Annotated in this window: 21 protein-coding genes; 11 read left to right on the forward strand and 10 right to left on the reverse strand. The window is 62.6% G+C overall.

Annotated features, from left to right (window positions below; translation table 11 throughout):
* Window positions 1-138: 138 nt before the first annotated feature.
* Genes AC0L58_RS10250 through AC0L58_RS10265 form a run of 4 tightly spaced genes read right to left on the reverse strand, consistent with a single transcriptional unit; the run spans window position 139 to window position 4642 of the window.
* Window positions 139-1809: a GMC family oxidoreductase gene (locus AC0L58_RS10250; protein WP_473683031.1), complete on the reverse strand. Its 1671-nt coding sequence runs from the start codon at window positions 1807-1809 to the stop codon at window positions 139-141.
* Window positions 1772-2440, reverse strand: a complete 669-nt coding sequence (locus tag AC0L58_RS10255) for a gluconate 2-dehydrogenase subunit 3 family protein (RefSeq protein ID WP_473683033.1) — start codon at window positions 2438-2440, stop codon at window positions 1772-1774. The genes AC0L58_RS10250 and AC0L58_RS10255 overlap by 38 nt, the downstream gene beginning before the upstream one ends.
* A complete protein-coding gene (locus tag AC0L58_RS10260) occupies window positions 2437-3408 on the reverse strand; it encodes a hypothetical protein (protein ID WP_473683035.1) in 972 nt (323 codons plus the stop codon). The genes AC0L58_RS10255 and AC0L58_RS10260 overlap by 4 nt, the downstream gene beginning before the upstream one ends.
* Before the next feature lie 55 nt (window positions 3409-3463).
* A complete protein-coding gene (locus tag AC0L58_RS10265; RefSeq protein ID WP_473683037.1) occupies window positions 3464-4642 on the reverse strand; it encodes an SDR family oxidoreductase in 1179 nt (392 codons plus the stop codon).
* Window positions 4643-5001: 359 nt separating this feature from the next.
* Here AC0L58_RS10265 and AC0L58_RS10270 point away from each other — a divergent pair, with 359 nt between their 5' ends.
* From AC0L58_RS10270 to AC0L58_RS10285, 4 genes are read left to right on the forward strand one after another with little or no spacing between them, the layout of a single operon-like run.
* The gene (locus tag AC0L58_RS10270) at window positions 5002-5712 is read left to right on the forward strand and encodes a gluconate 2-dehydrogenase subunit 3 family protein (protein WP_473683039.1); all 711 of its coding nucleotides are present in this window, start codon (window positions 5002-5004) and stop codon (window positions 5710-5712) included.
* Between the two features lie 3 nt (window positions 5713-5715).
* Window positions 5716-7479, forward strand: coding sequence for a GMC family oxidoreductase (locus AC0L58_RS10275; protein WP_473683041.1), 1764 nt, complete (start codon window positions 5716-5718; stop codon window positions 7477-7479).
* Between the two features lie 32 nt (window positions 7480-7511).
* A complete protein-coding gene (locus tag AC0L58_RS10280) occupies window positions 7512-8801 on the forward strand; it encodes a c-type cytochrome (protein ID WP_473683043.1) in 1290 nt (429 codons plus the stop codon).
* A gap of 36 nt (window positions 8802-8837) precedes the next feature.
* Window positions 8838-10004, forward strand: a complete 1167-nt coding sequence (locus tag AC0L58_RS10285) for an OprO/OprP family phosphate-selective porin (protein WP_473683045.1) — start codon at window positions 8838-8840, stop codon at window positions 10002-10004.
* Window positions 10005-10075: 71 nt separating this feature from the next.
* Here AC0L58_RS10285 and AC0L58_RS10290 read toward each other — a convergent pair whose 3' ends face one another.
* From AC0L58_RS10290 to AC0L58_RS10300, 3 genes are all read right to left on the reverse strand, one after another.
* On the reverse strand, window positions 10076-10555 hold the full coding sequence (locus AC0L58_RS10290; RefSeq protein WP_473688694.1) for a DUF421 domain-containing protein: 480 nt from the start codon (window positions 10553-10555) through the stop codon (window positions 10076-10078).
* A 127-nt stretch (window positions 10556-10682) separates the two neighbouring features.
* The gene (gene ku / locus AC0L58_RS10295; protein ID WP_473688696.1) at window positions 10683-11624 is read right to left on the reverse strand and encodes a non-homologous end joining protein Ku; all 942 of its coding nucleotides are present in this window, start codon (window positions 11622-11624) and stop codon (window positions 10683-10685) included.
* A gap of 31 nt (window positions 11625-11655) precedes the next feature.
* On the reverse strand, window positions 11656-12147 hold the full coding sequence (locus tag AC0L58_RS10300; RefSeq protein WP_473683047.1) for a DUF6496 domain-containing protein: 492 nt from the start codon (window positions 12145-12147) through the stop codon (window positions 11656-11658).
* 142 nt (window positions 12148-12289) lie between these two features.
* On the opposite strand from AC0L58_RS10300, the gene AC0L58_RS10305 reads away from it, so the two are divergent.
* From AC0L58_RS10305 to AC0L58_RS10330, 6 genes are all read left to right on the forward strand, one after another.
* Window positions 12290-13309 (forward strand): SDR family oxidoreductase, encoded by a 1020-nt coding sequence (locus tag AC0L58_RS10305; RefSeq protein ID WP_473683049.1) that lies wholly within the window; start codon window positions 12290-12292, stop codon window positions 13307-13309.
* 39 nt (window positions 13310-13348) lie between these two features.
* Window positions 13349-15904 (forward strand): DNA ligase D, encoded by a 2556-nt coding sequence (gene ligD, locus AC0L58_RS10310; protein WP_473683050.1) that lies wholly within the window; start codon window positions 13349-13351, stop codon window positions 15902-15904.
* 135 nt (window positions 15905-16039) lie between these two features.
* Window positions 16040-16174: a hypothetical protein gene (locus AC0L58_RS10315; protein ID WP_473683052.1), complete on the forward strand. Its 135-nt coding sequence runs from the start codon at window positions 16040-16042 to the stop codon at window positions 16172-16174.
* 46 nt (window positions 16175-16220) lie between these two features.
* Window positions 16221-17057, forward strand: a complete 837-nt coding sequence (locus tag AC0L58_RS10320; RefSeq protein ID WP_473683054.1) for a hypothetical protein — start codon at window positions 16221-16223, stop codon at window positions 17055-17057.
* 92 nt (window positions 17058-17149) lie between these two features.
* Window positions 17150-17431: a hypothetical protein gene (locus AC0L58_RS10325; protein WP_473683056.1), complete on the forward strand. Its 282-nt coding sequence runs from the start codon at window positions 17150-17152 to the stop codon at window positions 17429-17431.
* A gap of 123 nt (window positions 17432-17554) precedes the next feature.
* On the forward strand, window positions 17555-17896 hold the full coding sequence (locus tag AC0L58_RS10330) for a PRC-barrel domain-containing protein (protein ID WP_473683058.1): 342 nt from the start codon (window positions 17555-17557) through the stop codon (window positions 17894-17896).
* Window positions 17897-18079: 183 nt separating this feature from the next.
* Here AC0L58_RS10330 and AC0L58_RS10335 read toward each other — a convergent pair whose 3' ends face one another.
* From AC0L58_RS10335 to AC0L58_RS10345, 3 genes are read right to left on the reverse strand one after another with little or no spacing between them, the layout of a single operon-like run.
* Window positions 18080-18481 carry a sensory rhodopsin transducer gene (locus AC0L58_RS10335; RefSeq protein WP_473683060.1) on the reverse strand — a complete coding sequence of 134 codons (402 nt, stop codon included), beginning with the start codon at window positions 18479-18481 and terminating at the stop codon, window positions 18080-18082.
* Window positions 18482-18504: 23 nt separating this feature from the next.
* Window positions 18505-19635 carry an enolase C-terminal domain-like protein gene (locus tag AC0L58_RS10340; protein ID WP_473683062.1) on the reverse strand — a complete coding sequence of 377 codons (1131 nt, stop codon included), beginning with the start codon at window positions 19633-19635 and terminating at the stop codon, window positions 18505-18507.
* A 49-nt stretch (window positions 19636-19684) separates the two neighbouring features.
* Window positions 19685-21478 carry a thiamine pyrophosphate-requiring protein gene (locus AC0L58_RS10345; protein WP_473683064.1) on the reverse strand — a complete coding sequence of 598 codons (1794 nt, stop codon included), beginning with the start codon at window positions 21476-21478 and terminating at the stop codon, window positions 19685-19687.
* 335 nt (window positions 21479-21813) lie between these two features.
* On the opposite strand from AC0L58_RS10345, the gene AC0L58_RS10350 reads away from it, so the two are divergent.
* Window positions 21814-24588, forward strand: coding sequence for a GH39 family glycosyl hydrolase (locus AC0L58_RS10350; protein ID WP_473683066.1), 2775 nt, complete (start codon window positions 21814-21816; stop codon window positions 24586-24588).
* Window positions 24589-24595: the final 7 nt, after the last annotated feature.

A 24595-nucleotide genomic window follows, 5' to 3' on the forward strand; every position in this document is an offset into this window, starting at 1 on the left:
AAGCCGAGCCGAAGGAAACCGAGTCGCCCACGCTGTATCACCCTCTCGCCGCCAGGGTTGGTCGCGGAACGAGGGTGCCATCACGAACCGGCCGGATTAGGCTCCCGCGATGGACACAGGCTGGGTCGTGAAAACGGCCTACAGTTCGCCACGAGAAGCAAGCACGCCAATCCGGTCGGCGGTGCGGCAGGCGATTGCCTGGATCGTCAACGAAGGATTGACACCGCCCACGGTCGGAAACACCGATCCGTCGCAAATCCAGAGATTCGGGATATCCCAGCTGCGGCAGTCGGCATTGACCACGCTGGTGCTCGGATCCGCGCCCATGCGCGCGGTGCCGTTGAGGTGGCAGGTATCGTCTTCCTCGCGCCAGATCTCCTTGCCGCCAGCAGCTTCCAACGCCTGCTCCATGAAGTTCAGGGAATGGGCAATCAGTCTCTTGTCGTTGTCGCAGAACGAGTAGGTGATGCGCGTGATCGGCAATCCGTACTGGTCCTTTTCATCAGCCAGGGTGACCCGGTTGCGCTCCTGCGGCAACGTCTCCCCGACGATCTTCAGGCCGGCCTGATGGTTGTATTTCTGCATCTCGCGGGCAAGATCGGCGCCCCACAGGCCGCGTCCATTCAATGTCGACGCCCAGCCCGCTGGCAGCGGGCCCTGACTCATGTAGGCATAACCGCCGAAGAAGTCCTTGCCCTTGTCCTCATAGTTCCAATGCTCGCTGATTGAAAGCGAGGGCGGCCCCTTGTAGCTGCGCACCTCCTCCTCCATCACCCCCCATACCGCCTGGTTCGACTGAACCATCAGGTTCTTGCCAACCAGACCGGAGCTGTTGGCCAGGCCATCGGGAAAGCGATGATTGGCCGACATCAGCAACAGGCGCGGCGTCTCGATGGCGTAGCCTGCCACCACCACGTTGCGGGCACGCTGGAAACGCCATGCGCCATCGCGGAAATATTCCACACCTACCGCGCGGCCGGCGTCATTGGTTTCGATGCGCCCGGCCATCGCAAGGTCGCGAATTTCAGCACCTGCCTTGAGCGCACGAGGAATCCACGTCACCAGCGCGCTCTGCTTGGCGTTGGTGGCGCAACCGGCAACGCAGAATCCGCGATAGACGCACGGCGGCGACTTGCCACGCGGAGCCGACACCGTGGCCAGCGGCGTCGGTGTCCAGGCAATGCCCATCGCTTCCGCACCGCGTGCCAGCACCATGGCGGAGGCGTTGAGCTCGTGCGAACGATACGGGTAGCGCTTGCGCGGCGGCCCCCAGGGGTAGTTCACCGGTCCGGCGATGGCCAACGCCTGCTCGACCTCGTCGTAGTAGTGCCACATCTCGCGCCAGTCAACCGGCCAGTCGGCACCGTAGCCGAGCACGCTGCGACTCTTGAACCATTCCGGCCTGAAGCGCAGCGAGACCATGGCGAAATGCACCGTGCTGCCCCCGACCGCCTTGCCGCTGTTGTTGCTGCCCATCTTCAGCGGATTCTCCCCATCGCAGATGCGTTCGTCGTTCCAATACAGCTTTTGCTGGTGAGCCTCGTCGGACGCAAACTCCTCCAGCGGGCGCCACCAGGCTCCTGCGTCCAGTGCGACCACGCTGAAACCCTGTTCGGCGAGGCGACACGCCAGGGTGGCACCGCCAGCCCCCGTACCCACGATGAGAAAGTCGACCTCCTGGTCGAGCTCGTGTTGCCGCATCGGCATCCAGCCGCGCTTGCGGAATACATCGGGTGCGCGGCCGCCCGCACCACGCGGCCGTGTCATGGCGTCAGCGGACACGCGCATTCTCCTTGCCCACCTGCGCACGCTCTTGATCCGTGCTGTCGGGTGCGGCTTCCACTGCCTCCCACGGGTCGCGCCGATTCTTGTAGAGGCGTACATAGCCGCGCGGGTTCGCGGGGCCGCCGAATCCCATTTCGCTCCATGCCGCCGGGTGGGAGTAGTACGCGCCGTACAAGTCATGCAGCACGCGCTCGCTGAAGAACAGCTCGCATGGCATGTCCTGCCACGCCGGATCATGCAGCTCGCCACGCTGCATCGCAATGACCAGCGCGATCTGGTGATCCAGTTCAAGTTGCGAGAACAAGACGCCATGCGCTGACCTGCTTTCTGCATCCAGCGCGGCCAGCCCGATACGCCAGGCCTCCCGCAACGGCGGCAATCGCGCATCGCGCCAGCCGTCACCCTGATTTTCGAACAGCCGCGCATCGAGCATTGCCGCAAGTGGCACCGACGGGCGATCCGCAGGCTGTGCCACGACACAGTTGCACAGCGTGGCAGCAGCACTCCACTGCGTCTGGTCGAGGAAGCGCGGTTGCAACGGTATGGCGAGGCGCGCGTCGACGACCTTGCGCGTAATCGGATCCCAGGAAGGCGTATCGCGCTTGGCCAGTACGTCATAGCCGGGGTAGCGCGTGCGGCTAACGTTCTCGCTCATTTCTCGGTTTGCCTCAATCGGAGTGCGGCCAGACCGGCCAGCGCCAGCGCAGTGAAACTCGGTGGCGCCGGCAACGGCGGACCACTCAGGATGTTCTGGCTCCAGTTGCGCCAGCCGCCTTGGCAACGGGCGATGCCGCGGGCGTGGAAGGCCACGCCGATCAGACCGAGCCATGTAGTCAGTTTCAGCCACCAGCGAGTGAGCGGCCGCGCGTGCGGCCGAGCCAGCGCCGTCCCCGCCATCAGCACCGCGGTCACCGGGGAGATGAGTACCGGCGCATACATTGCCCGATGCTGGAACGCGCCGCGGAAGTGCAACAAACCTACCTCGGCCACCGTACCGACCAACCCGGCACTGACCGCCAGCGCCAGCGCGCGGCCCGCCGGCATGCCGAGCAGTCGCGGCTCTTCGGCAGGCTGGTCGCGCAGGCGCTCTCCGATCGCGCCCAGACCCCCGGACAGCAGCAGCGCCGTCGGCGCGCCCAGCGGCGCCCCGTAGAACAAGTTGTTCCAGCTCCAGCCGCCGACTCGTTTGGTCACGTTGTAAAGGTGAAACCCGGTGCCCGCCAGACCAGCCAGACAGGCGAACGCGTAAATGCCGTGCCGCACCGGATGCGCCGCGGAACGCCGATCGTGACCGCCGTGAAGGCCGGCAAACAAGGACAACGTGGCGGACGCCAGCGGAACGTACATCGCCGGGTTCTCGAACGATCCGCGGTAGTGCTCGATCCCGCTGTCTGCGAGGACCGAGAGCGCCAGCAGCGACGAGCTGTGGTTGAAGCGGCGCGCCGAGGTGATATGCACCTGCTCCTGACGGGCGACCGGAACCTTCTTCGGCTGCTTCGGATTCCTCGGCAACGGCCGACGCGAGACACCCGTCGGCCTGCGCCGGCCCAGCGCAGCCGCAGCAACAGCCAACCCACCCAGCAGGAATAGCGTCGTGGTATCACTGCGTCGAGGTTGCATCATCCATCTTTCCTCCGCGCAGGAGGCCGTCCGGCGGCCCGCGCCGCGCCAATCAGGTTCATTCGTCGCTACCCCGCCCGTCACGCCGGCTTCCCCGATCGGGCCGCATCGCCCGCGTCATGACCCATGCGGCCGCCATCAGCGCCGCCGCGACGGCGCATCGATGCGTAGTCGCCCACAACTGCGGACTGAAGCTGCGCGAGCGATCGTCGAAACGCCCGTGGGTGCCGAGATCCCGGTCCACAGCCTCGAACAGGTTATCTGGCCGATCTGCTGGTACGGGTTGATCGTCCATCTGCCCGGAGTAGCCCGCCTTCGCGAGCTTTCGATCAGCCAGCCACGGCACCAGCCCATTGCCGAGGATCGCCTTCACGGCGGGGAATCCGACCCATAGCTCACGTCGCCGATGATGTGCTGCGTAATGGATGCCGTCGGCCGCAACCTCAGGTTGGAAGATGGGCGGTACCGGCTGCGGTCGGCGTGGCAATCGGGTGCGCCCCCATTGGAACTGTGGCGTGTTGAACGCCGACAGCTGCACCATCGTTACAGTGACCTTGCTTTTCTCGTGCATCAGCTCCACCCGAAGCGCATCGGTGAAACCACGAATCGCGAACTTGGCGCCGCAATACGCCGACTGCAGTGGAATGGCGCGATACGCCAGCGCCGAGCCCACCTGCACGATTTTTCCGCGATCGCGCGACCGCATGCGCTTGAGTGCCGACATCGTGCAGTGCACGGTGCCCAGGTATGTCACCTCGGTAGCACGCCGGAATTCGGCGGCGCTGATCTCGCTGACCGGCGCAAAGATCGTTGCCATGGCCGCGTTGATCCAGATGTCGATCGGGCCCAGCTCCTGCTCGATGCGCTCGACGGCTGCCTCGACTTGCTCTGCATCCGAAACATCCACGGCAATTGCCAGCACATTGCAACCCGTCTCGCGCAACTCCTCCGCCGCTCCATCGAGCGCCTTGCTGCCGCGGGCAATCAACGCAATGCTTGCTCCGTCACGTGCAAAGCGCTTCGCCGTGGCTCGACCCACACCGGCAGATGCTCCAGTAATGACGACGACTTCCGACCGGTCTTTCATGGGCGTTCCCGTGTTCGCGACAACTGATGATTGAAATCCGACGAAGTGCGCCGATGCTTTGGGCATTCCGTCCCGAATGACAGTTCCATGAGTCGCCCATGGAGAACCGACGCGGTGAAAGCGGACGTGCTCTGTCATCCAGGATTTCATTTCCTCCGTGAGAACGTGCACGCGCTGTCGTGAAGCGAAGATGTTTGTTTCGTGTACGACCTTGCATCCAACCCATCGATTTCAAGAATGCCGACCGAGCAGAGTTCATCGTCGCGGCGATTGCGCACGGCCACCCATCACCATGAAACGTGCCCGGGAGGGGTCGCATCTACGCGCAGCCCGCGTGGTGAAACGCCTATCCGGCGTGCAGGGGACACACGGCGCTCCATAGGACGACTTCGTGTTGGTCCGGACGCCGAATGACTTCGAATGGTTTCACTACTCGTTGACTATTTCAGGTTTAGGTTCCCGCTCGATCTCGTGTCGTGACCCAATCGATCGCAAAAAGAAGAGCGAACATGGACACCCTTACCTCGCGTCGGCATTTCCTCCAGGCCGTGGGCTTGGCGGTTCCTGCAACTGCACTATTTGGCTGCACCAAACCCTCCCCTCACGCGGACCTCGTCGCCGCCAATCGGCCCGGACCGCAATTTCTCAGCAGTGACGAAAAGCGCTTCCTGGACGCCGCGATGGAGCAGTTGATCCCCGATGATGCCCAGCACCCCGGCGCGAAGGGAGCCGGCGTCACCACCTTCATCGACCGTCAGTTGAGTGGACCGTACGGCATGGCCCAGACCTGGTACATGCGCGGTCCGTGGAAGGAGGGCACCAAGCAGCAGGGCTATCAATCCAAGCTCAGTCCCGCGCAGCTGTATCGCACGGCGATCCGTGACATAGAGGCGTATTGCCGGAACAAATACCGCAAGCGCTTCGATGAGCTGCCGTCCGCAACGCGAGACGAGGTGTTGCATGGTCTGGAGAGCGGAGATATCGAACTGCCCGACGCCCCGTCGAAGGAGTTCTTCACGATGTTGTGGAAGAACACCCAGGAGGGGTATCTGGCCGACCCGATGTATGGAGGCAACCGCGATTTTGCTGGCTGGAAGCTCATCGGCTTTCCCGGGCCGCGCTACAACTATGTCGCGCAGATCGAGCAGTACGGAAAGGCCTACACGCTGCCTGTAGTCGGCTTGAAGGGCCGCGGTGACCTTGAGCGCGACGGGGGTTGAACGATGGCGACCAAGCTGCCGGAAGTGGAAGTGGTACTGATCGGATTCGGCCTGACCGCGTCCATCCTCGCGCAGGAGCTCACCGATGCAGGACTGCAAGTGCTGGCCCTGGAACGCGGCGGATTTCGCGACACGGTGCCGGATTTCTCAACGACAACGATCCAGGATGAACTGCGTTACGCCGTGCGCAACGGCTTGTTCGAGGAGCCCGAGCGCGAAACGCTGACGTTCCGCAATTCAATGGACCAGACCGCGTTGCCGATGCGACATCTCGGCTCGTTCCTGCCCGCAGCGGGTGTCGGCGGTGCGGCGGTGCACTGGAACGGGCAGCATTGGAGATTCCTGCCCAGCGATTTCAAGATTCGCAGCCACTACGAACAGCGCTACGGCAAGGACTTCATTCCGGAGAACATGACGATCCAGGATTGGGGCGTCACCTACGACGACCTGGAGCCGCACTACGATCGCTTCGATTATCTCAATGGCGTATCGGGGCACGCCGGCAACATCAAGGGGGAAATCCAGCCCGGCGGCAACCCGTTCGAGGGACCGCGCCAGCGCGGGTACCCCAATCCGCCACTCAAGCGCAGCGCTGCCACCGTGCTGTTCGACAAGGCCGCCAAAGAGAACGGTTTCAAGCCATTCCCCTGTCCCGCTTCAAACACCTCGCAACCGTACAAAAACATCTACGGCGTGCAGATGGGGGCGTGTACCTATTGCGGGTACTGCGAATGGTTCGGCTGTGGCAACTATTCCAAGGCCAGCCCACAGACGACGATCCTGCCGGTGCTGCTGAAGAAGAGCAACTTCTCCTACCGTACCCAATGCGAAGTAACTCGCATCAACCTGGACTCGACTGGCAAGCGTGCCACCGGCGTCACGTACGTCGACGCGCAAGGCCGTGAATTCGTGCAACCGGCCCGGCTCGTGATCAGCTGTGCATTCGCCCAGCACAATGTGCACATGCTCCTGCTGTCAAAGATCGGACAACCCTACGACCCGATCGCCAACACCGGTGTGGTCGGGCGCAACTATGCATATCAGATCACCTCGGCGGTGGACGTATTCACCAACGAGACCCTCAATCCGTTCATGGGAGCCGGTGCGCTTGGCCAGGCTATCGACGAATTCAATGGCGACAACTTCGATCACGGTCCGCTGGGTTTCGTCGGCGGTGGCTATATCGCGCTGTGGAGCACCGGCGGCCGCCCGATCCTGCAGCATTATCTTCCCGAGGACACCCCGAAGTGGGGCGCCGGCTGGAAGAAGGGCATGCAGGAAAACTATCTGAAGGCCGCCAGCATCGCCACGCATGGCAGCGTGATGAGCTATCGCGACTCCTATCTGGACCTTGATCCGACCTATCGCGACAGCTACGGCAACCCGCTGTTGCGCATGACGTTCGACTTCCACAAGAACGAACACGACATGTCGGACTTCCTCACCGACAAGGCCACCTTGATCGCCAAGGCGATGAAACCACGCTCGTACCACGCAAAACCACGCAAGGGTCACTACTCGATCATCCCGTACCAGACCACCCACAACACCGGCGGCACGGCCATGGGCGACGATCCGAAAACCAGCGTGGTCAACCGCTACCTGCAGTCGTGGGATGTGCCCAACGTATTCGTGGTGGGCTCCAGCGTGTTTCCGCAGAACGCCGGCTACAACCCCACCGGCACGGTAGGCGCGCTGGCCTTCTGGGCCGCCGACGCCATCAAGAACCTGTACATCAAGAATCCGGGGCCCCTGGTACAGGCCTGAGGCCAGGGTCCGCCGTTATGGAAGGCATGCGCATGAAATCCGTAACTCGATGGTTTGCGGCCGCGATAGTCGCGACGACAGGAATCACACTCTCCGCGTGCCACCACGACAACGCTGTCACGCGTGCGGACTGGGCCGGCACGATCCTGCCAGCACACGACGCCCCGGGGTTTTCAACGGTGCAGCGCGGTCGCTACCTGGTGCGCGCCGGTGACTGTGCGTACTGCCACACGGCCGATGGTGGCGAGCCGTTCGCCGGCGGGCGGCCTGTACTGACACCGTTCGGCATCATCTACTCCACCAACATCACCCCGGACAACGACACCGGCATCGGCAAATGGAGCGAGACGGACTTCTATCGCGCGATGCACCGGGGGCTCGATCGCCAGAAAGATCACCTGTACCCCGCCATGCCCTACCTCTGGTACACGCGGGTCACCCCGGACGATGTGCGCGCCATCAAGGCCTATCTGGACACGCTCAAACCGGTGCGTCAGGTCGACCGCAAACCAGAGTTGCCGTGGCCGATGTCCGATCGAAGCGTCATGGGGGTATGGAACAAGATGTATTTCAACGAGGGCACGTTCGCTCGCGACCCGCACAAATCGGACCAGTGGAACCGCGGCGCCTATCTGGTCGAGGGCGTCGGACATTGTGGCGCCTGCCACACCGACCCGAACTTCGCCGGCGCACCCACCGGCAAACCGCTCCATGGCGGCCTGCTGGTAGGGTCTTTCGCGCCAAGTCTGGCGGGTGGCTTGCGTGACGGGCTGGGCGGCTGGACGGCACCGGAGATCGTCGAATACCTCAAGACCGGTTCCAACGACAAGACGGCAGCGGCGGGCGCAATGGCCGAAGTCATTGCCCATTCGACGCAGTACCTGTCAGACGCGGACTTGAATGCCATCGCCAGCTTTCTGAAGGACATGCCCGCGCCGGAGTCGAAAGCAGACTCGAGCGATCTGGACAACAACACGCGATCTCTCGGGGCTGCCGTTTATGTCGATGACTGCGCCGGCTGTCACATGGATGGTGGACAGGGCCAGCCGCAGGTGTTTCCGGAGTTGAAAGGAAGTTCCGCGGTGCAGGCCGCCAAACCGGAAACGATGATACGAGTGGTGCTCGGCGGTGCGGGAATTGCCGCGACGGAGACCAAACCCACCGGACTCAGGATGCCCGCATTCAACGAAAAGCTCGACGATGCGCAAGTCGCTGCGGTCGTCAGTTACATCCGCAACGCGTGGGGCAATCACGCCAGTACGGTATCCGCGGCAGACGTGGCGAAGATGCGCACGAACCTTCGAAAGAAAGGCAGCGAGTGATCACACGGGGCAAACGGCTATCGGGAGGGCTTGGCAATGAAGTGGCATGGGATCGTTTTGGGACTGATCGCATGGGGTTGCGTGTCACAAGCATGCGCCGCGGATCTGCTCGGCGACTGGCCCACCAAGACCACCACGAGCGCCGGATATGAATACGGCCTCAACGGACTTTACCAATACGACCTCAACGACTTCTCTGGAGATGTTCTTGATCCCGCGACAGGCACACCGCTGTTCGAGGACGCGCATGCCTGGCGACGCAAGGAGCTCGACGCATACATCAAGGCGCCCAACGGGTTCGAGGTGGATCTGGGCTACGACTGGTCGGCAAGCTGGACAGATAACTACCTCAAGTACAGCTCGCCGAAGGCGGGCGACTTCCGCGTCGGTCAGTTCAAGACCCAGGTCGGTTGGGAGTCGACCGAAAGCGCCACTGCCGCGACTTTCCTGGAACCCTCGTTGCCGGTGGCGGCGATCTATGAAGATCGCCGACTCGGGGTCGATTGGAGTTACGACAAGATACCGCACTGGTTGTTGTCCGCTGCGTACTACTCCGGAGGCGATCTGGATGGCCAACATGACGGGCACGGCTATTCCGGTCGCGTGGTTTATGCGCCTGTCAAGACGCAGACAGATACGGTGCACCTGGGCATATCTGCCTCGCGGGAGCTTCCGGAAAATCGCGTTGCCCAATTCAGCAGCCCGCCCGAAGCCGGCTTGACTCAAACCACTCTCGTCGACACCGGCAAGATGCCTGATAGCCATTCCGTCGACCGCGCGGGCCTGGAAATTGGCGTGATGCATGGTCCGTTCTACACGCAAGGCGAATATCTGCAGGTGCGCGTCCATCGCACGAATAACCTTCCAGATTTCGGAGGAAGCGGCTACTACCTGTTCGGCTCCTGGATGCTTACCGGCGAGTCGCGCGTTTACAAGGACAGCTACTTCGTCAACACCAGGCCGGCGCATCGCTACGGTGCCGTGGAACTCGCGATTCGCTACAGCGAACTCTCCCTGCAGGACGGCGTTGTCCGCGGCGGTCGCCAGCATGACTGGACCCTCGGCGCAAACTGGTATCTGGGAGAGCATCTGAAATTGCAGGCTGATTACGTTCGCGCCCGCGCGGACCACAGTCCGGTCAATGCTTACCTTGCACCAGTGGATCCGCAAGTATTCGAAGTACGGGCTCAACTCTACTTTTGAGAGGCGCCGACCCTCTCGAGTGTGTACGTCGACGCCTCGTGCCCTGCCAAGGCAATCGCGAGCCGCGACACCTAGGGTTTGGACGACCGCTTGATGATGGTTATGGTGCCGTTTGGTTCCAATCGGGCCTCCTCCACCTCGTCGACATTACGCACGCCATGCGTGCGCAATGCGCGCTCGAACGCTTCCTGGGGTATCGAATGCTGGCGCAATGCATCCGGCATGGCCCTGCCTCCGCTGGCCAGCAACGATGGCACCCCTTCGAGAAGCCGGTTGAATCGCCGCGAACGCGCGGACAAGACCGCCAGAATCTTGTCCAGGCCGAAAATTGATGCAACCGCAATGAACGGGCCAATCAGCGAGTGATCGTCGCCCAGGATCGCCGTGCGCATCATGCTGCCCACGAAAACGAGCACCAGCATGTCGAATGGCGACAGCTCACCCAGACTATGCTTTCCCGTGCAGCGCAACAGCACCAGCAGGCCGATATACGCGACAACACCGCGCAGGATAAACATCCACCAAGGCAAACTCATCTCAAACATATCCATTCGGTGCACCTCTCCTCCCGCTCAGTCCAATTGCGCCTGCGGCACCCGGATTGCGTGGTGAAAGAAGTCCTGCATCGCCACGACGCCAGCTGATCTGGCGGTCCGCTTCGCGTGACACCGCTGGCGGTCAACCCGTCTTGCGCGCAGCCTTTGCTTTTGAGGCTTTCCCGGCGGAACTCTTTTTCGTGCCAGAGGAAGCCGATGACTTGGAGGTTTTCGACTTCTTTGCGGTCGAGGACTTCGCCGCGGCCTTCTTGGCTGGAGTACGCTTGTTGCTGTCCAGGCTTTGTTTCAGCAGTGCCATGAAGTCCACCACGTTGGTGCTTGCGTTCTCGGGAATCTCGGTATCATCCTCAGCTGCCGGCGACACCACGCCCTGGGACTTCATGCGCTTCTCGATCACCTTGCGCAGGCGCTCGCGGAACTCGTCGCGATAGTCGCCCGGCTTCCATTCGCTGCTCATGGATTTGATCAGCTGTTCCGCCATCTCGATTTCCTTTGCCGAGATGCGGAATTGCGATGCGGTGCCTTGCGGAATCTTGTAATCGTCGGCGTCGATCAGCTCCTGCGGGTAGCGCAACAACAGCAGCATGAGCGCATCGTCGTGCGGCATCACTGCCGACAAGTACTCGCGAGTGCGTATGACGACTCGCGCAATGCCTATCTTGCCGGTGCGCTTGAGCGTTTCACGCAATAGTACGTAACCCTTCTCCGCCTTCTTTCCCGGCACCAGGATGTACGGCTTCTCGAAGTATTCGGGTCCTATCGCATCGGCATCGACGAACGCCTCCACCTCTACCGCCTCGCGCCCTTCGGAAGAAGCGGCTTTTATGTCGTCCGGCTCCAGCACGACGTAGCTGCCCTTGGCATATTCGAACGCCTTGACGATTTCCTTCCAGGGCACCTCTTCGCCGGTCTCCGCGTTCACACGCTCGTAGCGGACCGGCGTGTTGCTGCGGCTGTCGAGCATGCGAAAGTGCAGGTCGACGCTGCGCTGCCCGGACATCAACGACACCGGTACGTTGAGCAGCCCGAAAGAAAGGGTTCCAGTCCAGATGGGACGAGCCATGGGTGCGATCTCCGGTGCCTCGTGATGGCTATCAGGACTGGTTGCGTGCCCTGGTACGCGCGGCCTTCTTCGCTGCCGCCGAGCGCCCTGCGGCGCCCTTGGTTTGCGCGGCCTTTTTGGCGGCCGCCGAACGTGAAGCCGCAGTTCGCTCACTTGCCGACTTCTTCGCATGTTTCGACAGGGACGATTTGGACGCGGCGGTGTGCCCTTCCTTGTTCAGCGCCTTTTTGGTTGCCTTGGACCGCGTGGACGACGGCTTGTGGCGATCATGCGAGGCCTTCTTGTCCTGTGCGGCCTTCTTTTTCGTCGACTTGCTCGCCGTCTTGCCGGGCTTCACGTCGACGCCATCGCGCCTGGCCTTGGACAAGCCAATCGCGATGGCCTGTTTGGTCGATCGCGCACCGTGCTTGCCTTCCCGCACGTGCTCGATCTCCTCTTGGACGTACTCACCAGCCTGGGTAGACGCCGATTTGCCCTGCTTCTTGTCTTTGGCGGCAGCGGCGCGCGTTTTCTTTTCTGGCATGGCCTTGCTCCCGGAGCGCTTGTCAAGTTCGCGGACTATCGACCGAGCGATGTGGAGACGTTGTCAAAGAATTCGTCGGAGACTTCACTTTCAACCGACGCAGCCGGTCGTAGGGTGCCACGGCACGAATCGGAGTCCACGCATGGCCACATCCAGGAAAGCAAAATCCGCCACCAAATCGACTTCTTCCAGCACGTCAGCGGGAGCCACACAGGAACGCCAGCGTGCGATTCAGGCCGCCGCCGAACGCTTGACCAAAAAAAGGGAACGTCAGGGCAAGAAGTCATCCGGCAAACCGACATCGGATGAGGTCAGGCCGTCCAACCCCTTGCCAGCGCAGCATCATCGCAAACCCGGCATCGAAAGCGACCTTGATCCTCGCCCACAGTTTCTGGCCCCCAGCTATGTCGGCAGCGGCAAGCTCGCCGGGATGAGCGCGTTGATCACAGGCGGCGACTCCGGTATCGGCCGCGCAGTCGCGGTGTTGTTCGCGCGCGAAGGAGCCGACGTTGCGATCGTATACCTGAGCGAAGATGTGGATGCGCAGGAGACGCGTGATCACGTGGAGGGCGAAGGCCGGCGTTGCCTGCTGATCCGCGGCGACGTCCGCGATCCCGCGTTCTGCCGGCAAGCGGTGGAACAGACGGTAAAGGCCTTTGGCAAACTGTCGGTGCTCGTCAACAACGCGGCATTCCAGGAACACGTGGAGTCCATCGAGGACATCACCGACGCGCATTTCGACGAAACCTTGCGCACCAATCTTTATGGATATTTCCATATGGCCCGCGCAGCCTCGCCGCACCTTGGCAGCGGATGCTCGATCATCAATACGGGCTCGGAGACCGGCCTGTTCGGCAACGACAAGTTGCTGGATTATTCGATGACGAAGGGCGGCATCCACGCCTTCACCAAGGCGCTCGCGCTGAACATGGTCAAACGCGGTATCAGGGTCAACGCCGTCGCGCCGGGGCCCGTGTGGACCCCGCTCAACCCTGCCGACCAGACGCGCGAGCAGATTCGGAAGTTCGGCAAATCCAGCGTCATGGAAAGACCGGCCCAGCCCGAAGAAGTCGCGCCGGCCTATGTATTCCTGGCAGCGCCTTCTTGCGCCAGCTATATCTCCGGAGCCGTTTTGCCGGTGATGGGCGGTCCCACCAGCTGACTTCCGATGGCCTCCGGACGGCCTGAGCGACGATCCGACATGAGCACACTGCGTGAGTACGAACGCAAGCGGGACTTCAGCAAAACCCGCGAACCGACTGCAACCACCACGTCGGGACCGGGAAAGCGCGCGATCTTCGTGGTGCAGCTCCATCACGCCAGTCGTCGTCACTTCGACTTCCGTCTGCAGGTAGGTGATGTGCTGAGAAGCTGGGCTGTTCCCAAGGGTCCAAGTTACGATCCCAAGGTGAAGCGGTTGGCAGTCGAAGTGGAAGACCATCCGGTGTCCTATGCCGATTTCGAGGGTGATATCGAGCATGGCTACGGCAAGGGCCATGTGGACCAGTTCGATACAGGTGTCTGGAGCACAGAGGGTGATGCCGACACTCAGTTGCTCAAGGGTCACCTGCGTTTCCAACTGTTTGGCTCCCGCCTCAAGGGCGGCTGGCACCTTGTTCGCAGTGGTCGCAAGGAACGCCAGCCTGCGTGGTTCCTCATCAAGGCCAGGGATGCCTATGCCGGCGATGTCGAAGCGGACGATTTGCTGGATGTCCGGATGAAGCGGAGCACGAAAGACGCGGCCCGGACTCCCGCATTGAAAGCTGCCGCCAGAAAGTCCACGGCACGCACCAAGAAGCCGCCCAAGCCTGGACGAGTGCCCCGTGCCCGGCTGGCCAGGGCGGCGCAGGCGTTGGATGGCGCCCGCACTTCAGCCGCCAGTTCCGACTTCTTCAAGCCCGAGCTTGCACGCCTGCGGGATGCGCCGCCGCAAGGCGACCGCTGGTTGCATGAAGTGAAGTGGGACGGCTACCGGATCCTGGCGGCGATCGCCGGTGGCGAAGTGCGGCTTTGGTCACGCAACGCGCTGGCCTGGAATGATCGCCTGCCCGATATCGCGCGCTCTCTGGCGGAGCTCGGTCTGCAATCGGCACGTCTTGACGGCGAACTGATCGCGCTGGACGACAATGGCCACAGCGACTTCAACGGCCTGCAAAAGACCCTCTCCGGCGAAGCACAGCGGCCGTTGGTCTACATGCTGTTTGACATGCCCTACCTGGAGGGCAGCGACCTGAGCCGATGCAGTTTGCTCGACCGCAAGCGCCTGCTGCAGGACCTGCTGGCGCACGCACCGACGGCTCTGGCGTTCAGCACGCACACCATCGGCAACGGCGACGCCGCATTTCGCATGGCCAGCGAGCAGAAGCTGGAGGGCATCATCTGCAAGCGTGTCGACTCACCATATCGCGCCGGTCGCGGTGACGACTGGCTGAAGGTGAAGCGGCTGGAAAGCGACGAGTTCGCGGTGGTGGGCTACACCGCGCCAAAGGGTAGCCTAAATGGCTTCGGCTCACTCTTGCTGGCGCGTCCCGACCCGAAGGTGGCATCCGCATGGATCTACGCAGGGCGCGTCGGCACGGGCTTCACCGAGGCCCAGCTGCAGGAACTTGGCGCGCAACTTGCGGGACGTGGTCTCGACAAACCGCCAATGAAGCTCAGCGGCATCGACCCTTTGCTGCGCGGGGCACGCTGGGTCAAACCCTCGTCGGTAGTCGAAGTGTTCTATCGCGGCATCGGAAACAATAATCTTCTTCGCCAGCCGAGCCTGAAAACCATGCGCCATGACAAAACCGTACTGGACCTGAGCGATGCCGACCGTACTCCGGCGGGCAAACCGAACAAGCATCGCTCTTCAGGTCGCAAGCCGGCCGCAACAACATCACGTGCAAAGATCAAGATCACTCACCCCGAGCGGGTCGTATTCCCCGAGGATGGGTATACCAAGCAGGATGTGGCCGATTACTACACGAAGGTCATGAAATGGTTCCTGCCGGGCGTGATGGATCGACCCACGTCGGTCATCCGATGCCCGGAGGGAACGGCGAAATCCTGCTTTTTCCAGAAGCACGTAATCCAGGGACTGGAACACGTAGGCGAAGTACGTTTGAAGGAGGAGTCCGGTGGCTCGGCGGTATACATATTCCCGCGCGATGCTCAATCCGTCATCGAGCTGGTGCAGTTTGGTTCACTCGAATTTCACCCCTGGGGCGCCACGACGACGGACCCTGATCTCGCCGACCGCCTCGTGTTCGACCTCGATCCCGGACCGGACGTCGCCTGGTCGCGCATGATCGCGGCCGCGCGGCTGATTCGGGACCGGCTGCGCGATCTCGGGCTGGAATCTTTCGTGCGCACCACGGGTGGCAAGGGCTTGCATGTCGTGGTTCCGCTCAAACCCGGCTGTCCGTGGCCGCAGGCCAAGGACTTCGCGCAGGCTTTCGCCAGCACGCTGGCGAAATCGCATACTCTGGAGTTCATTGCCACTGCCAGCAAGGCACGTCGCAATCGGCTCATCTATGTCGACTATCTGCGCAATGCGCGCGGCGCAACGAGCGTGGCGTCGTACTCCCTGCGTGCCCGCGCGGGCGCGCCGGTGGCCGTTCCGCTGCGCTGGACCGAGCTGGGCAAGCTCAAGAGTGGACATGACTATGACATCGTGACCACACCGAAACGGTTGGCGCGGCTGCGTTCCGATCCGTGGGCTGGTATCGGCGACGTGAACCAGGGCCTGGACGGATTGATGGACGCCGCGACTTGAACGTCACGCAATCGATTGCATGCAGACGTCATTCATGCGCTGCGACGCTGAAGCCTCGCATCACGACCCATAGACAAGGATGCGATCAATCTTTCTCTCGCCACCCCATCACTTTCACTCTTGCGGAGCAACCCCATGGGCATCAACGATCGCAAGCTCGGCAGCGGTGCCGGCAACCAGAAGGGCGGCATCGGCTATGTCTTGATGTGGCTTCTCGGCGTGCCGATTCCCATCTTGATCATCATCGCGTTGCTCCGCGGCTGCGCATGACTCCCCCCGCGCCGTCCTTGCCGCATCATCCATTCAGGAGAGAGCCATGCCCGTCGTCGATGCTGTACTGACCCCAGGCGATGTCATCGACACGCCTTCCCTGAGCTTCAAGGCAATTTTTGCCGGGTGGTTCGTAGCCACCGGTATCGCCGCCCTGCTCTACGTTGCAGGCCTTGCGCTCGGATTCTCCAGTTTCAACGCGTGGGACGCTGCGGACAGCGCGAAAGGCATCGGCATCGGCACGGCGATCTGGATGATTCTCACCTGGGTGGCAGCCTTGTTCCTCGGTGGAATGTTCGCGAGCTGGTTCGATGGTCGCAATGACGACACGATCGGTGCGGTCCACGGAGTGGCCGTATGGGGAATGTCGATGGTGGCCACAGCCATCTGGATCGCCTTTGGTCTTTCCCAGGCCGTGACCTCGCACGGAGCCATCGCGAACCTGCATGCCTCCGAGGCTGGAAGCACTACAACGGCGACCACTCCGACCGTTCCCGCCACAGTGACCGTGTTGGACGCAAACATCGCCCGGCTGATCTCCCCGGACGTCCGCCGTGATCGCACCCTGGCCGCGCCGATTACCGCCGCGCTCATCGCCGGCCATCAAGACACCGCCAGCGCGCTCCTTGCAGCGGAGAGCGGCACCAGTCAGGCCGATGCAGCCAGTTCGCTCTCACAACTGGCGCCGGAGATCCAATCGGCCACGCGCGACTCGAAGCTCGCCGCCGACAAGGCAGCCCACTATGCGGCGATGACGCTCTGGATAGCCTTCATCAGTGCCTTGCTCGCGCTGGTCGCCGCCTCGCTGGGTGGGTGGCTGGGTGCAGGCCAGGTACATCGTGTTTATCACCTGCACCGCTATCCGCGTCGCACCACGCCGTAGCGAAACGCGCGGAACAGGAGAGCCATCCGCCGCTCCCCTGTCCGGCCACGAAGGTCACCCCATTGCCCGGAAGAACTGCCAAAGACAAGCCCATGAGCATGCTGCAGCTGGACCCACCCATCCCCATGACGACACCCAAGGGCGAGGGTTTCGCCCACATCTTGCTGGACTACGGTCCGGAATCCGATCTTTACTGGACGGTGTTGATTACCGAAACCGGCGAGATCTGGACCTACGCCAACCGACACGTGCGAGCCGCCAAGAACATCACACTGGGACGCACCCACCCGGCCCTGCCGGGCGAGACGCCAGGGGCGATTCCGTTTCGCTCGAATGGCGACCCCGCGATGATGCCCGTGTCCACCGAGCGGTGACCGCTGTCTGGCGAGCGCTCGTGACCCGCGGTGGACAAATCGTTGACCGCAAGAAGACGTGCCCGCTGCGACAGTAGTCGTACCCGCGGCCCATGCGCCGCCTTCCAACCACAGGACATTCCCATGACCCAGGCCCCACGTTTTCTTTCCGCATCGACCCTGAACGGCGATGCCGTCAAGAATCACAAGGATGAGTCGCTCGGTGATCTCAAGGACATCATGATCGACACCACGACCGGAAAGGTTGCCTATGCCGTCCTCTCGTTCGGCGGCATTCTGGGCATGGGCGAAAAGCTGTTCGCCGTGCCATGGCAGGCGCTGGTCGTCGATGGCGAGAACAAACAGCTGCTGCTGAAGATGGACAAGGAGTATCTCAAGAACGCGCCAGGCTTCGACAAGGACCACTGGCCGGACTTCGCGGATCAGCAGTTCACCGACAAGATGAACGCATACTACGTCCGATAGCCCAGCGAGTCTCCTCGCTGGAAGGAAGGCCGCCGCAAGGCGGCCTTCGTGTCCAGCCTGAGGGCTATTCGCGCAGTGATCATCCGATGATTCCCGAGAGGCCCGTCCTGATGTGCGTCCTCAACGCCGCCGCCGCGACCTGCGTCGGCTTGAGGCCGTGCGCATCTGGCTTGCGAGACCGTCTCAACCGGAACCGCCGCCCGCGTATGCGACCGTTGTCATCACGCCAAGGGCAGCCTGGCGCGTATCCAGCCTCGTATGCTGCACCACGATCGGCACGTCGGATTCGATGACGCTGGCATAGGGCGTGTCACGCGGTATCGGCTCGGGTTCTTCGAGGTCGTTGAAACCCAAGTGCAGCGTGCGGCGGGGCGGTACCGTCACGCGGTAGGGGCCGGCCGGCTCCCGGTCCTTGAAATAGATGTACAGCACGACATGCGCCTCCTTGTCGCCGGCATTGAGGATGCAGGCCGCTTCGTGGCTGACCAGTCGGGCATCGCCTCCGTCCGTGCTCCCCGGTGGGATATACCCCTCGGCAATGGCCCATTGATGCTGGCCGATCGGCCCTGGCGTGGTCGAATTCATCCGCAGTCTCCTCTTGGGTAGTGTCACGTCTGGACGCGGAAGCGCTCCACATCGCGTTGCTTCAGCTCCAGTCCGAGGCCAGGCCGCGAGCGATCCACGCGCAGGGTTCCGTCGCGAAGTTGCGGCAGCCCGTCGAAAAACATCGACTCGATGCGCACGTGGTCGTGAAAATACTCGACGTGTTCCAGCAGCGGCACGGCGCTGCACACATGCGCATGCAGATGCGGCGCGCAGTGCGCGGATACCGGGATCTCGAAACCCCGCGCCACGGCGGCGCACTGCATGAAACCGGTGAAGCCACCACAGCGGGTGCTGTCGATCTGCAGGACATCGACCGCGCCAGCACTCAGCATGGCGCGAAAATGATGGTCACCCCAGCCGTATTCACCCGCGGCGATGTCCATGCCGGCGGGTGCGCGGTCACGGATCAGGCGCAAGGCATCGAGATCCCGCGACGGGCGCGGCTCTTCGAACCAACACACGTCCTCGGTCGCGAATTCCCGCGCGAGCGCGAGTGCCTGCTTGCGGGTGTAGGCGCCATTGGCATCCACCATGAGCCGGGCATCCTTGCCGATAGCCTTGCGTGCCGCACGCACCCTTGCCGGGTCGACCGCGGGATTGGTTCCGACCTTCATCTTCACTTGCGGGATGCCCTGCTCCACCCAGCCGGAGAGCTGCTCCTGCAGTTGCTTCACCGGGTAGGACGTGAAGCCCCCGCTGCCATACACGGGCACGGCGGGGCGCGCATGACCAAGCAGGTCGATCACGGAACGGCCAAGCAGCTTGCCCTTGAGATCCCAAAGCGCGTGATCTGCGGCCGCCATGGCCATCATCCCCATCCCGGGCCTGCCGATGTTGCGGATGCTGCGGTACATGGACGTCCACAGGCCGGGGATATCGAGCGGACAACCGCCGAGCAGCGCATCGCGCAGCGCGTCGACTATCACCAGCGCGGTGCCGCGGTGTGCATAGGTGTAGCCGATGCCGGCGTGGTCGCCGCTGCGAATGGTGGCAATCACGATCGTGGTCGCATCCCATTCCAACGTGCCATCGGCTTCCGGGGAGTCCGTGGGAACACTGTAGGCTACCGCCTCGACCGCATCGATCCGGGGCAACGACGAAAGTGCGGCGCCGGCCTTGTGCCCCGGTTTCACCGGGGCCGTTCCCGTCTGTTTGCGCGCGGCTGTCACGGGACCCCTCCGGTCAATCCTTCTCGCCAGGCAGCAGGCCCGCCATCAGGTCGCGCACGCTCTGCCGGATGATGCCCACTTCGTTCGGGTCACCCTTCATCAGAGTCTCGGTAAATGCCTTGGCCTGGGCGAGCGTGATGTGCGGCGGCAGCGGGGGCACGTCCGGATCGGACATGATTTCCAGCAGAACGGGGCGGTCCGCTGCGAACGCGTCCTTCCATGCCTTGCCGAGATCTTCCGGTTTGTCCACCCGGATGCCCTTGAAGCCGAGCATGTCTTCGGCATAGCGCGAATAGGAAAAGTCTTCCACGTACTGGGATGCCTCGTACTTGGGATCACCGGCCAGCACGCGCTGTTCCCATGTCACCTGGTTCAGGTCATGGTTGACCAGCACCATGACCACGAAGGTGGGGTTGCTCCATTGCTTCCAGTATTGCTTGACCGTGATCAGCTCCGCGTTGCCGTTCATCTGCATGGCGCCATCGCCCACGATCGCCAGCACCGGCCGGTCGGGATGAGCGAATTTGGCCGCGATTGCATAGGGAACGCCGCTGCCCATGGTCGCCAGCTTGCCCGACAGCGAACCCATCATGCCCTTGCGCATCTTCACGTCGCGCGCGTACCAGTTGGTGTGCGAGCCGCAATCGCCGCAAAGGATCACGTCGTCGGGCAGTCGTGGCGACAACTCCCAGAAGATGCGCTGCGGATTGATCGGGTTCGCCGGCTCCATTGCCTTGGCTTCCAGCGCGCGCCACCACTTGCGCACGTTCACCTCGATCCGTTCGCGCCAATCGGGATTGTCTTTGGGCTTGAGCAGCGGCAGCAGGCGCTTGAGCACGGCTGCGCTGTCACCGATCAGGTTCACTTCGGTCGGATAGCGCATCGACACGTTGCGCGGATCAATGTCGATCTGCACCGCCCGCGCCTGCCCGTCCTCGGGCAGGAACTCGGCATACGGGAAGGTGGTGCCGACCATCAGCAAGGTGTCGCAATCGCTCATCATCTGCCAGCTGGGCTTGGTTCCCAACAAGCCGATCGAGCCGGTGACGAACGGCAAGTCATCCGGCAACGCGGCCTTGCCCAACAGCGCCTTGGCCACGCCCGCGTCCAGCCGGTTGGCCACGGCAATCACCTCATCACCCGCCTGCAAGGCCCCGGCACCGATGAGGATCGCCACCTTGCGGCCGGCGTTGAGCACGTCAGCCGCCTTCTGCAAGTCTTCATCCGTCGGAACCGGGCGGGGATTGGCGTACCCGACGCCCGAGTACACCTCGCCATGCTTGCGCGGGGGACTGGACACGGCGTCAAGTTCCTGCAAGTCGTTGGGCACGATGATGCAGGTCACGCAGCGTTCGGCGGCAGCGATGCGGATGGCACGATCCACCACCACGCGGGCCTGCGCCGGCACCATCAGGGTTTCCACGTATCCGCAGACATCGCCGAACAGGGTCTGCAGGTCCACCTCCTGCTGGTAGTCGCTCCCCAGGGCGCTGCGTGCCTGCTGCCCGACGATGGCGACCACCGGCATGTGGTCCATCTTCGCGTCGTACAGGCCGTTCAACAGATGGATGGCGCCCGGACCGGAGGTAGCCATGCACACGCCCACTTCGCCGGTGAACTTGGCATGCCCACCGGCCATGAACGCGGCCATCTCCTCATGCCTTACGCGCACGTAGTCGAAGCGGTCGTCGGCGCGTCCCATCGCGCCCATGATGCCGTTGATGCCATCACCGGGAAAACCGAAGATGCGGCGGATGCCCCAATCACTGAGGCGTTGGAGGATGTAGTCGGCAACTGTCTGGCTCATGGTGGTCCCGGGATTGAGGTGACTCGAAGAGGGCGCTGCGTACAGCGACTTCGCAAGGCTGCGCGTCCGCCCATGAAAATGAGGTACATCTCCCGTGCGCGGATGGTGAAGCGTGGTGTCCGATGGCATGCGCCGAGTTCCGCAAGAAGCTGCAGACGGATATTCATGCGACCCGGTGTCCGACGTCTGATCGTGTCGCCATCGCTGAATCGTCACGTTGGCAGGTTTACCGTTTTTGATCTGCCGCCCGCCAGACATCTTGCGCCCGGGTCATCCCGGCCCATCCCGTGTCTGGCTCGCTTGCGATCGTGTCCACTCCGTCGAGCGACTCCACCATGACCACACGTTTCACCTGCGATTTTTCCGCCAAGCCCGAAGCCTTGCCGCACTTCTGGGAGCACTGTGTCGGCAGCGGTCATGCCACCCTCGCCCTCCGCGCGGACTGGCAGGCCCAACTCAGGCAGTGCCGGGAGGAACTCGGCTTTCGCCATGTCCGCTTCCACGGTTTGCTCGACGACGACATGAATACCGTCATCGACCAGGACGATGAACTCATCTATTCGTTCCACAACGCCGATCAGATCTACGATTTCCTGCGATCGATCGACATGCGTCCCATCGTGGAGCTGAGCTTCATGCCGACGCCGTTGGCCTCCGGCGACCAGACTACCTTTCATTACAAGGCAAACGTCACGCCCCCAGCCGACTACGGCCAATGGGCCACGCTGGTCTCCAAGGCGGTCAGCCACTGGATCGATCGCTACGGCGCCAACGAAGTGGCCACATGGCCCATCGAGGTATGGAACGAACCGAACATGGAGAGCTTCTGGACCGGCAGCCGGGAAGACTATTTCCACCTGTTCGAGGTCACGCACAAGGCGCTCAAGCATGTACACCCCGACATCACCGTGGGCGGGCCAGTGACGGCGCAGAACGCCTGGATCGACGAGTTCCTGGACTTCTGCTCGAAGGCCGGGGTGCCACCGGACTTCGTCAGCACGCACACCTATCCCACCGACGCACGTGGCAGCCCCGGAGACGACACCAGGCAGACGCTTTCGGACAGCAAGATCGGCATCCTGCGCGAACGCGCGAAGAAGGTGCGCAAGCAGGTCGGCAAGAGGCCGCTCTACTACACCGAGTGGTGCACGTCATCGAATCCCCGCGACGAACTGCACGATGAGCCATACGCCGCTGCCTACGTGATGCAGGCGATGTTGAACATGGGCACCCTGGTGGACGCGTACAGCTATTGGACCTTCTCGGACATCTTCGAGGAAAACTATTTCCCGTCCAAACCGTTCCAGGGTGGCTTCGGAATGATGACCATCCACGGCATTCCCAAACCCGTCTACCGTACCTACGAGCTGTTGCATCGGCTCGGCGAGGAAAAGCTGCCGGTCAAGGGCGAGCACGACACGGTGCAGGTGTGGGTCGTCAGGGGCGACGGCCGCGCAACGGTGATCATCGTCAACCTGGCGTTGCCGCTGCATCCGGTCAAGGCCGAAACAATAAACCTGGAACTCTTCAAACTGCCAGGGGTAGCCAGTGCGCGGCTGTTTCGCATTGACGCGGACCATGCCAATGCCAAGGCCGTATGGAAGATCCAGGGCGAGCCGCGCTATCCCGACGCTGACGAAGTCGCGGCGATGGTCGCAGCGTCGCGGATGGAGCCTGAAAGCCTCAAGCTCCAGGTTTCCGGCAAGACGGCCGGCTTGGAAGTCACCGTGCAACCGCAGTCGGTCACCGCCATCGAATTGCAGTTCGAGACGGAAGAGAAATCGGCGACGAAAGCTCGCGCTGATACGGATCCGCCGCACGCGTTCAGCGCCAGCGACCAGAACCTGCTGGACAAACTGCAGTCCGACGCTTTCCGCTATTTCACCGAGAACGCCAACCCGGACAATGGACTGATTGCGGACAGCAGCAAGCCGGGCGCCCCGGCCAGCACCGCCGCCACAGGATTCGCCCTGTCCTGCTATCCGGTGGCTGCGGCACGCAACTGGATGAGTCGCAAGCAGGCGGCAGAGGTTACCTTGAGGACATTGCGATTTTTCGCCGAGAGTCGCCAGGGCAGCGACGCCTGCGCCACCGGGCACAAAGGCTTCTACTACCACTTCCTCGACATGAAAAGCGGCGAACGGGCGCAGGCAAGCGAGCTGTCCACCATCGACACAGCGATGCTGTTCGCCGGCATGAATGTCGCGAGCACCTATTTTGACCGCAAGAACAAGTCAGAACAGGAGATTCGTTCCCTGGCCAGCGAGCTGCTGGAACGCGCCGACTGGAGCTGGACGCTGGACGCGAACGGCGAGATCAACCAATCATGGAAACCCGGCGACGGCTTCAGGAAGGCTGACTGGGAAGGCTATACCGAAGCGCTGCTTCTCTACGTTATCGGAGTGGCGTCGACATCGCACCCGTTGCCGCGTGAGGCGTTCGAGAAGGACGCCGAAGGTTACGCCTGGCACTATAACGCCGGCCTGGAATGGATACACGCCACGCCGCTATTCATACATCTCTTTCCGCAAGCGTGGCTCGACTTGCGCGGCTTGCAGGACGGTCACGTGAACCGCCACGCGGATATCGACTACTTCGAGAACACTCGTCGCGCGATTGACGTGCAACGGGAGTATGCGCGGCTCAATCCGCGCAACCATGTAGGTTATGGCGAACACATCTGGGGGTTGTCGGCGTGCGCGGGCCCGCACGGCAAGCTGACCTTGCGCAACGGCGACACGATCCAGTTCGACGGCTATGCAGCTCGCGGCGTGACCGCGGGACCGGACGACGGCACGCTGGTGCCGTGGGCAGCCAGCACCTGCGTCGCGCACGCTCCCGAGCCGGCCATGAACGGCATCCGCGCCATGCTGAATACTTATCCTGACGCGCTGAATCACGGCCAATTCGTAGGCGCGATCAATCCTTCCCTGCCCGGTGACACGCGAACCGGCTGGGTGGCGCCGGCTTGCTTCGGCATTGATCAGGGGCTCGTGGTCATGATGATCGAGAACGCACGCACCGGACTGATCTGGGAGTTGTGCAGAAGCTCCAGTGTGTTCGTGAAGGGCCTGAAACGGCTTGGATTCCGCGGTGGCTGGTTGAGCTGAAACCGGC

This window comes from Rhodanobacter sp. G2-10, from assembly GCF_055809185.1.

Coding starts and splice junctions, on each gene's coding strand:
- AC0L58_RS10280 (WP_473683043.1), top strand. CDS start 7,512: ATGAAATCCGTAACTCGATGGTTTGCGGCCGCGATAGTCGCGACGACA.
- AC0L58_RS10255 (WP_473683033.1), bottom strand. CDS start 2,440: ATGAGCGAGAACGTTAGCCGCACGCGCTACCCCGGCTATGACGTACTG.
- AC0L58_RS10300 (WP_473683047.1), bottom strand. CDS start 12,147: ATGCCAGAAAAGAAAACGCGCGCCGCTGCCGCCAAAGACAAGAAGCAG.
- AC0L58_RS10270 (WP_473683039.1), top strand. CDS start 5,002: ATGGACACCCTTACCTCGCGTCGGCATTTCCTCCAGGCCGTGGGCTTG.
- AC0L58_RS10335 (WP_473683060.1), bottom strand. CDS start 18,481: ATGAATTCGACCACGCCAGGGCCGATCGGCCAGCATCAATGGGCCATT.
- AC0L58_RS10275 (WP_473683041.1), top strand. CDS start 5,716: ATGGCGACCAAGCTGCCGGAAGTGGAAGTGGTACTGATCGGATTCGGC.
- AC0L58_RS10345 (WP_473683064.1), bottom strand. CDS start 21,478: ATGAGCCAGACAGTTGCCGACTACATCCTCCAACGCCTCAGTGATTGG.
- AC0L58_RS10330 (WP_473683058.1), top strand. CDS start 17,555: ATGACCCAGGCCCCACGTTTTCTTTCCGCATCGACCCTGAACGGCGAT.
- ligD (WP_473683050.1), top strand. CDS start 13,349: ATGAGCACACTGCGTGAGTACGAACGCAAGCGGGACTTCAGCAAAACC.
- AC0L58_RS10260 (WP_473683035.1), bottom strand. CDS start 3,408: ATGATGCAACCTCGACGCAGTGATACCACGACGCTATTCCTGCTGGGT.
- AC0L58_RS10285 (WP_473683045.1), top strand. CDS start 8,838: ATGAAGTGGCATGGGATCGTTTTGGGACTGATCGCATGGGGTTGCGTG.
- ku (WP_473688696.1), bottom strand. CDS start 11,624: ATGGCTCGTCCCATCTGGACTGGAACCCTTTCTTTCGGGCTGCTCAAC.
- AC0L58_RS10305 (WP_473683049.1), top strand. CDS start 12,290: ATGGCCACATCCAGGAAAGCAAAATCCGCCACCAAATCGACTTCTTCC.
- AC0L58_RS10265 (WP_473683037.1), bottom strand. CDS start 4,642: ATGAAATCCTGGATGACAGAGCACGTCCGCTTTCACCGCGTCGGTTCT.
- AC0L58_RS10325 (WP_473683056.1), top strand. CDS start 17,150: ATGAGCATGCTGCAGCTGGACCCACCCATCCCCATGACGACACCCAAG.
- AC0L58_RS10290 (WP_473688694.1), bottom strand. CDS start 10,555: ATGGATATGTTTGAGATGAGTTTGCCTTGGTGGATGTTTATCCTGCGC.
- AC0L58_RS10315 (WP_473683052.1), top strand. CDS start 16,040: ATGGGCATCAACGATCGCAAGCTCGGCAGCGGTGCCGGCAACCAGAAG.
- AC0L58_RS10320 (WP_473683054.1), top strand. CDS start 16,221: ATGCCCGTCGTCGATGCTGTACTGACCCCAGGCGATGTCATCGACACG.
- AC0L58_RS10350 (WP_473683066.1), top strand. CDS start 21,814: ATGACCACACGTTTCACCTGCGATTTTTCCGCCAAGCCCGAAGCCTTG.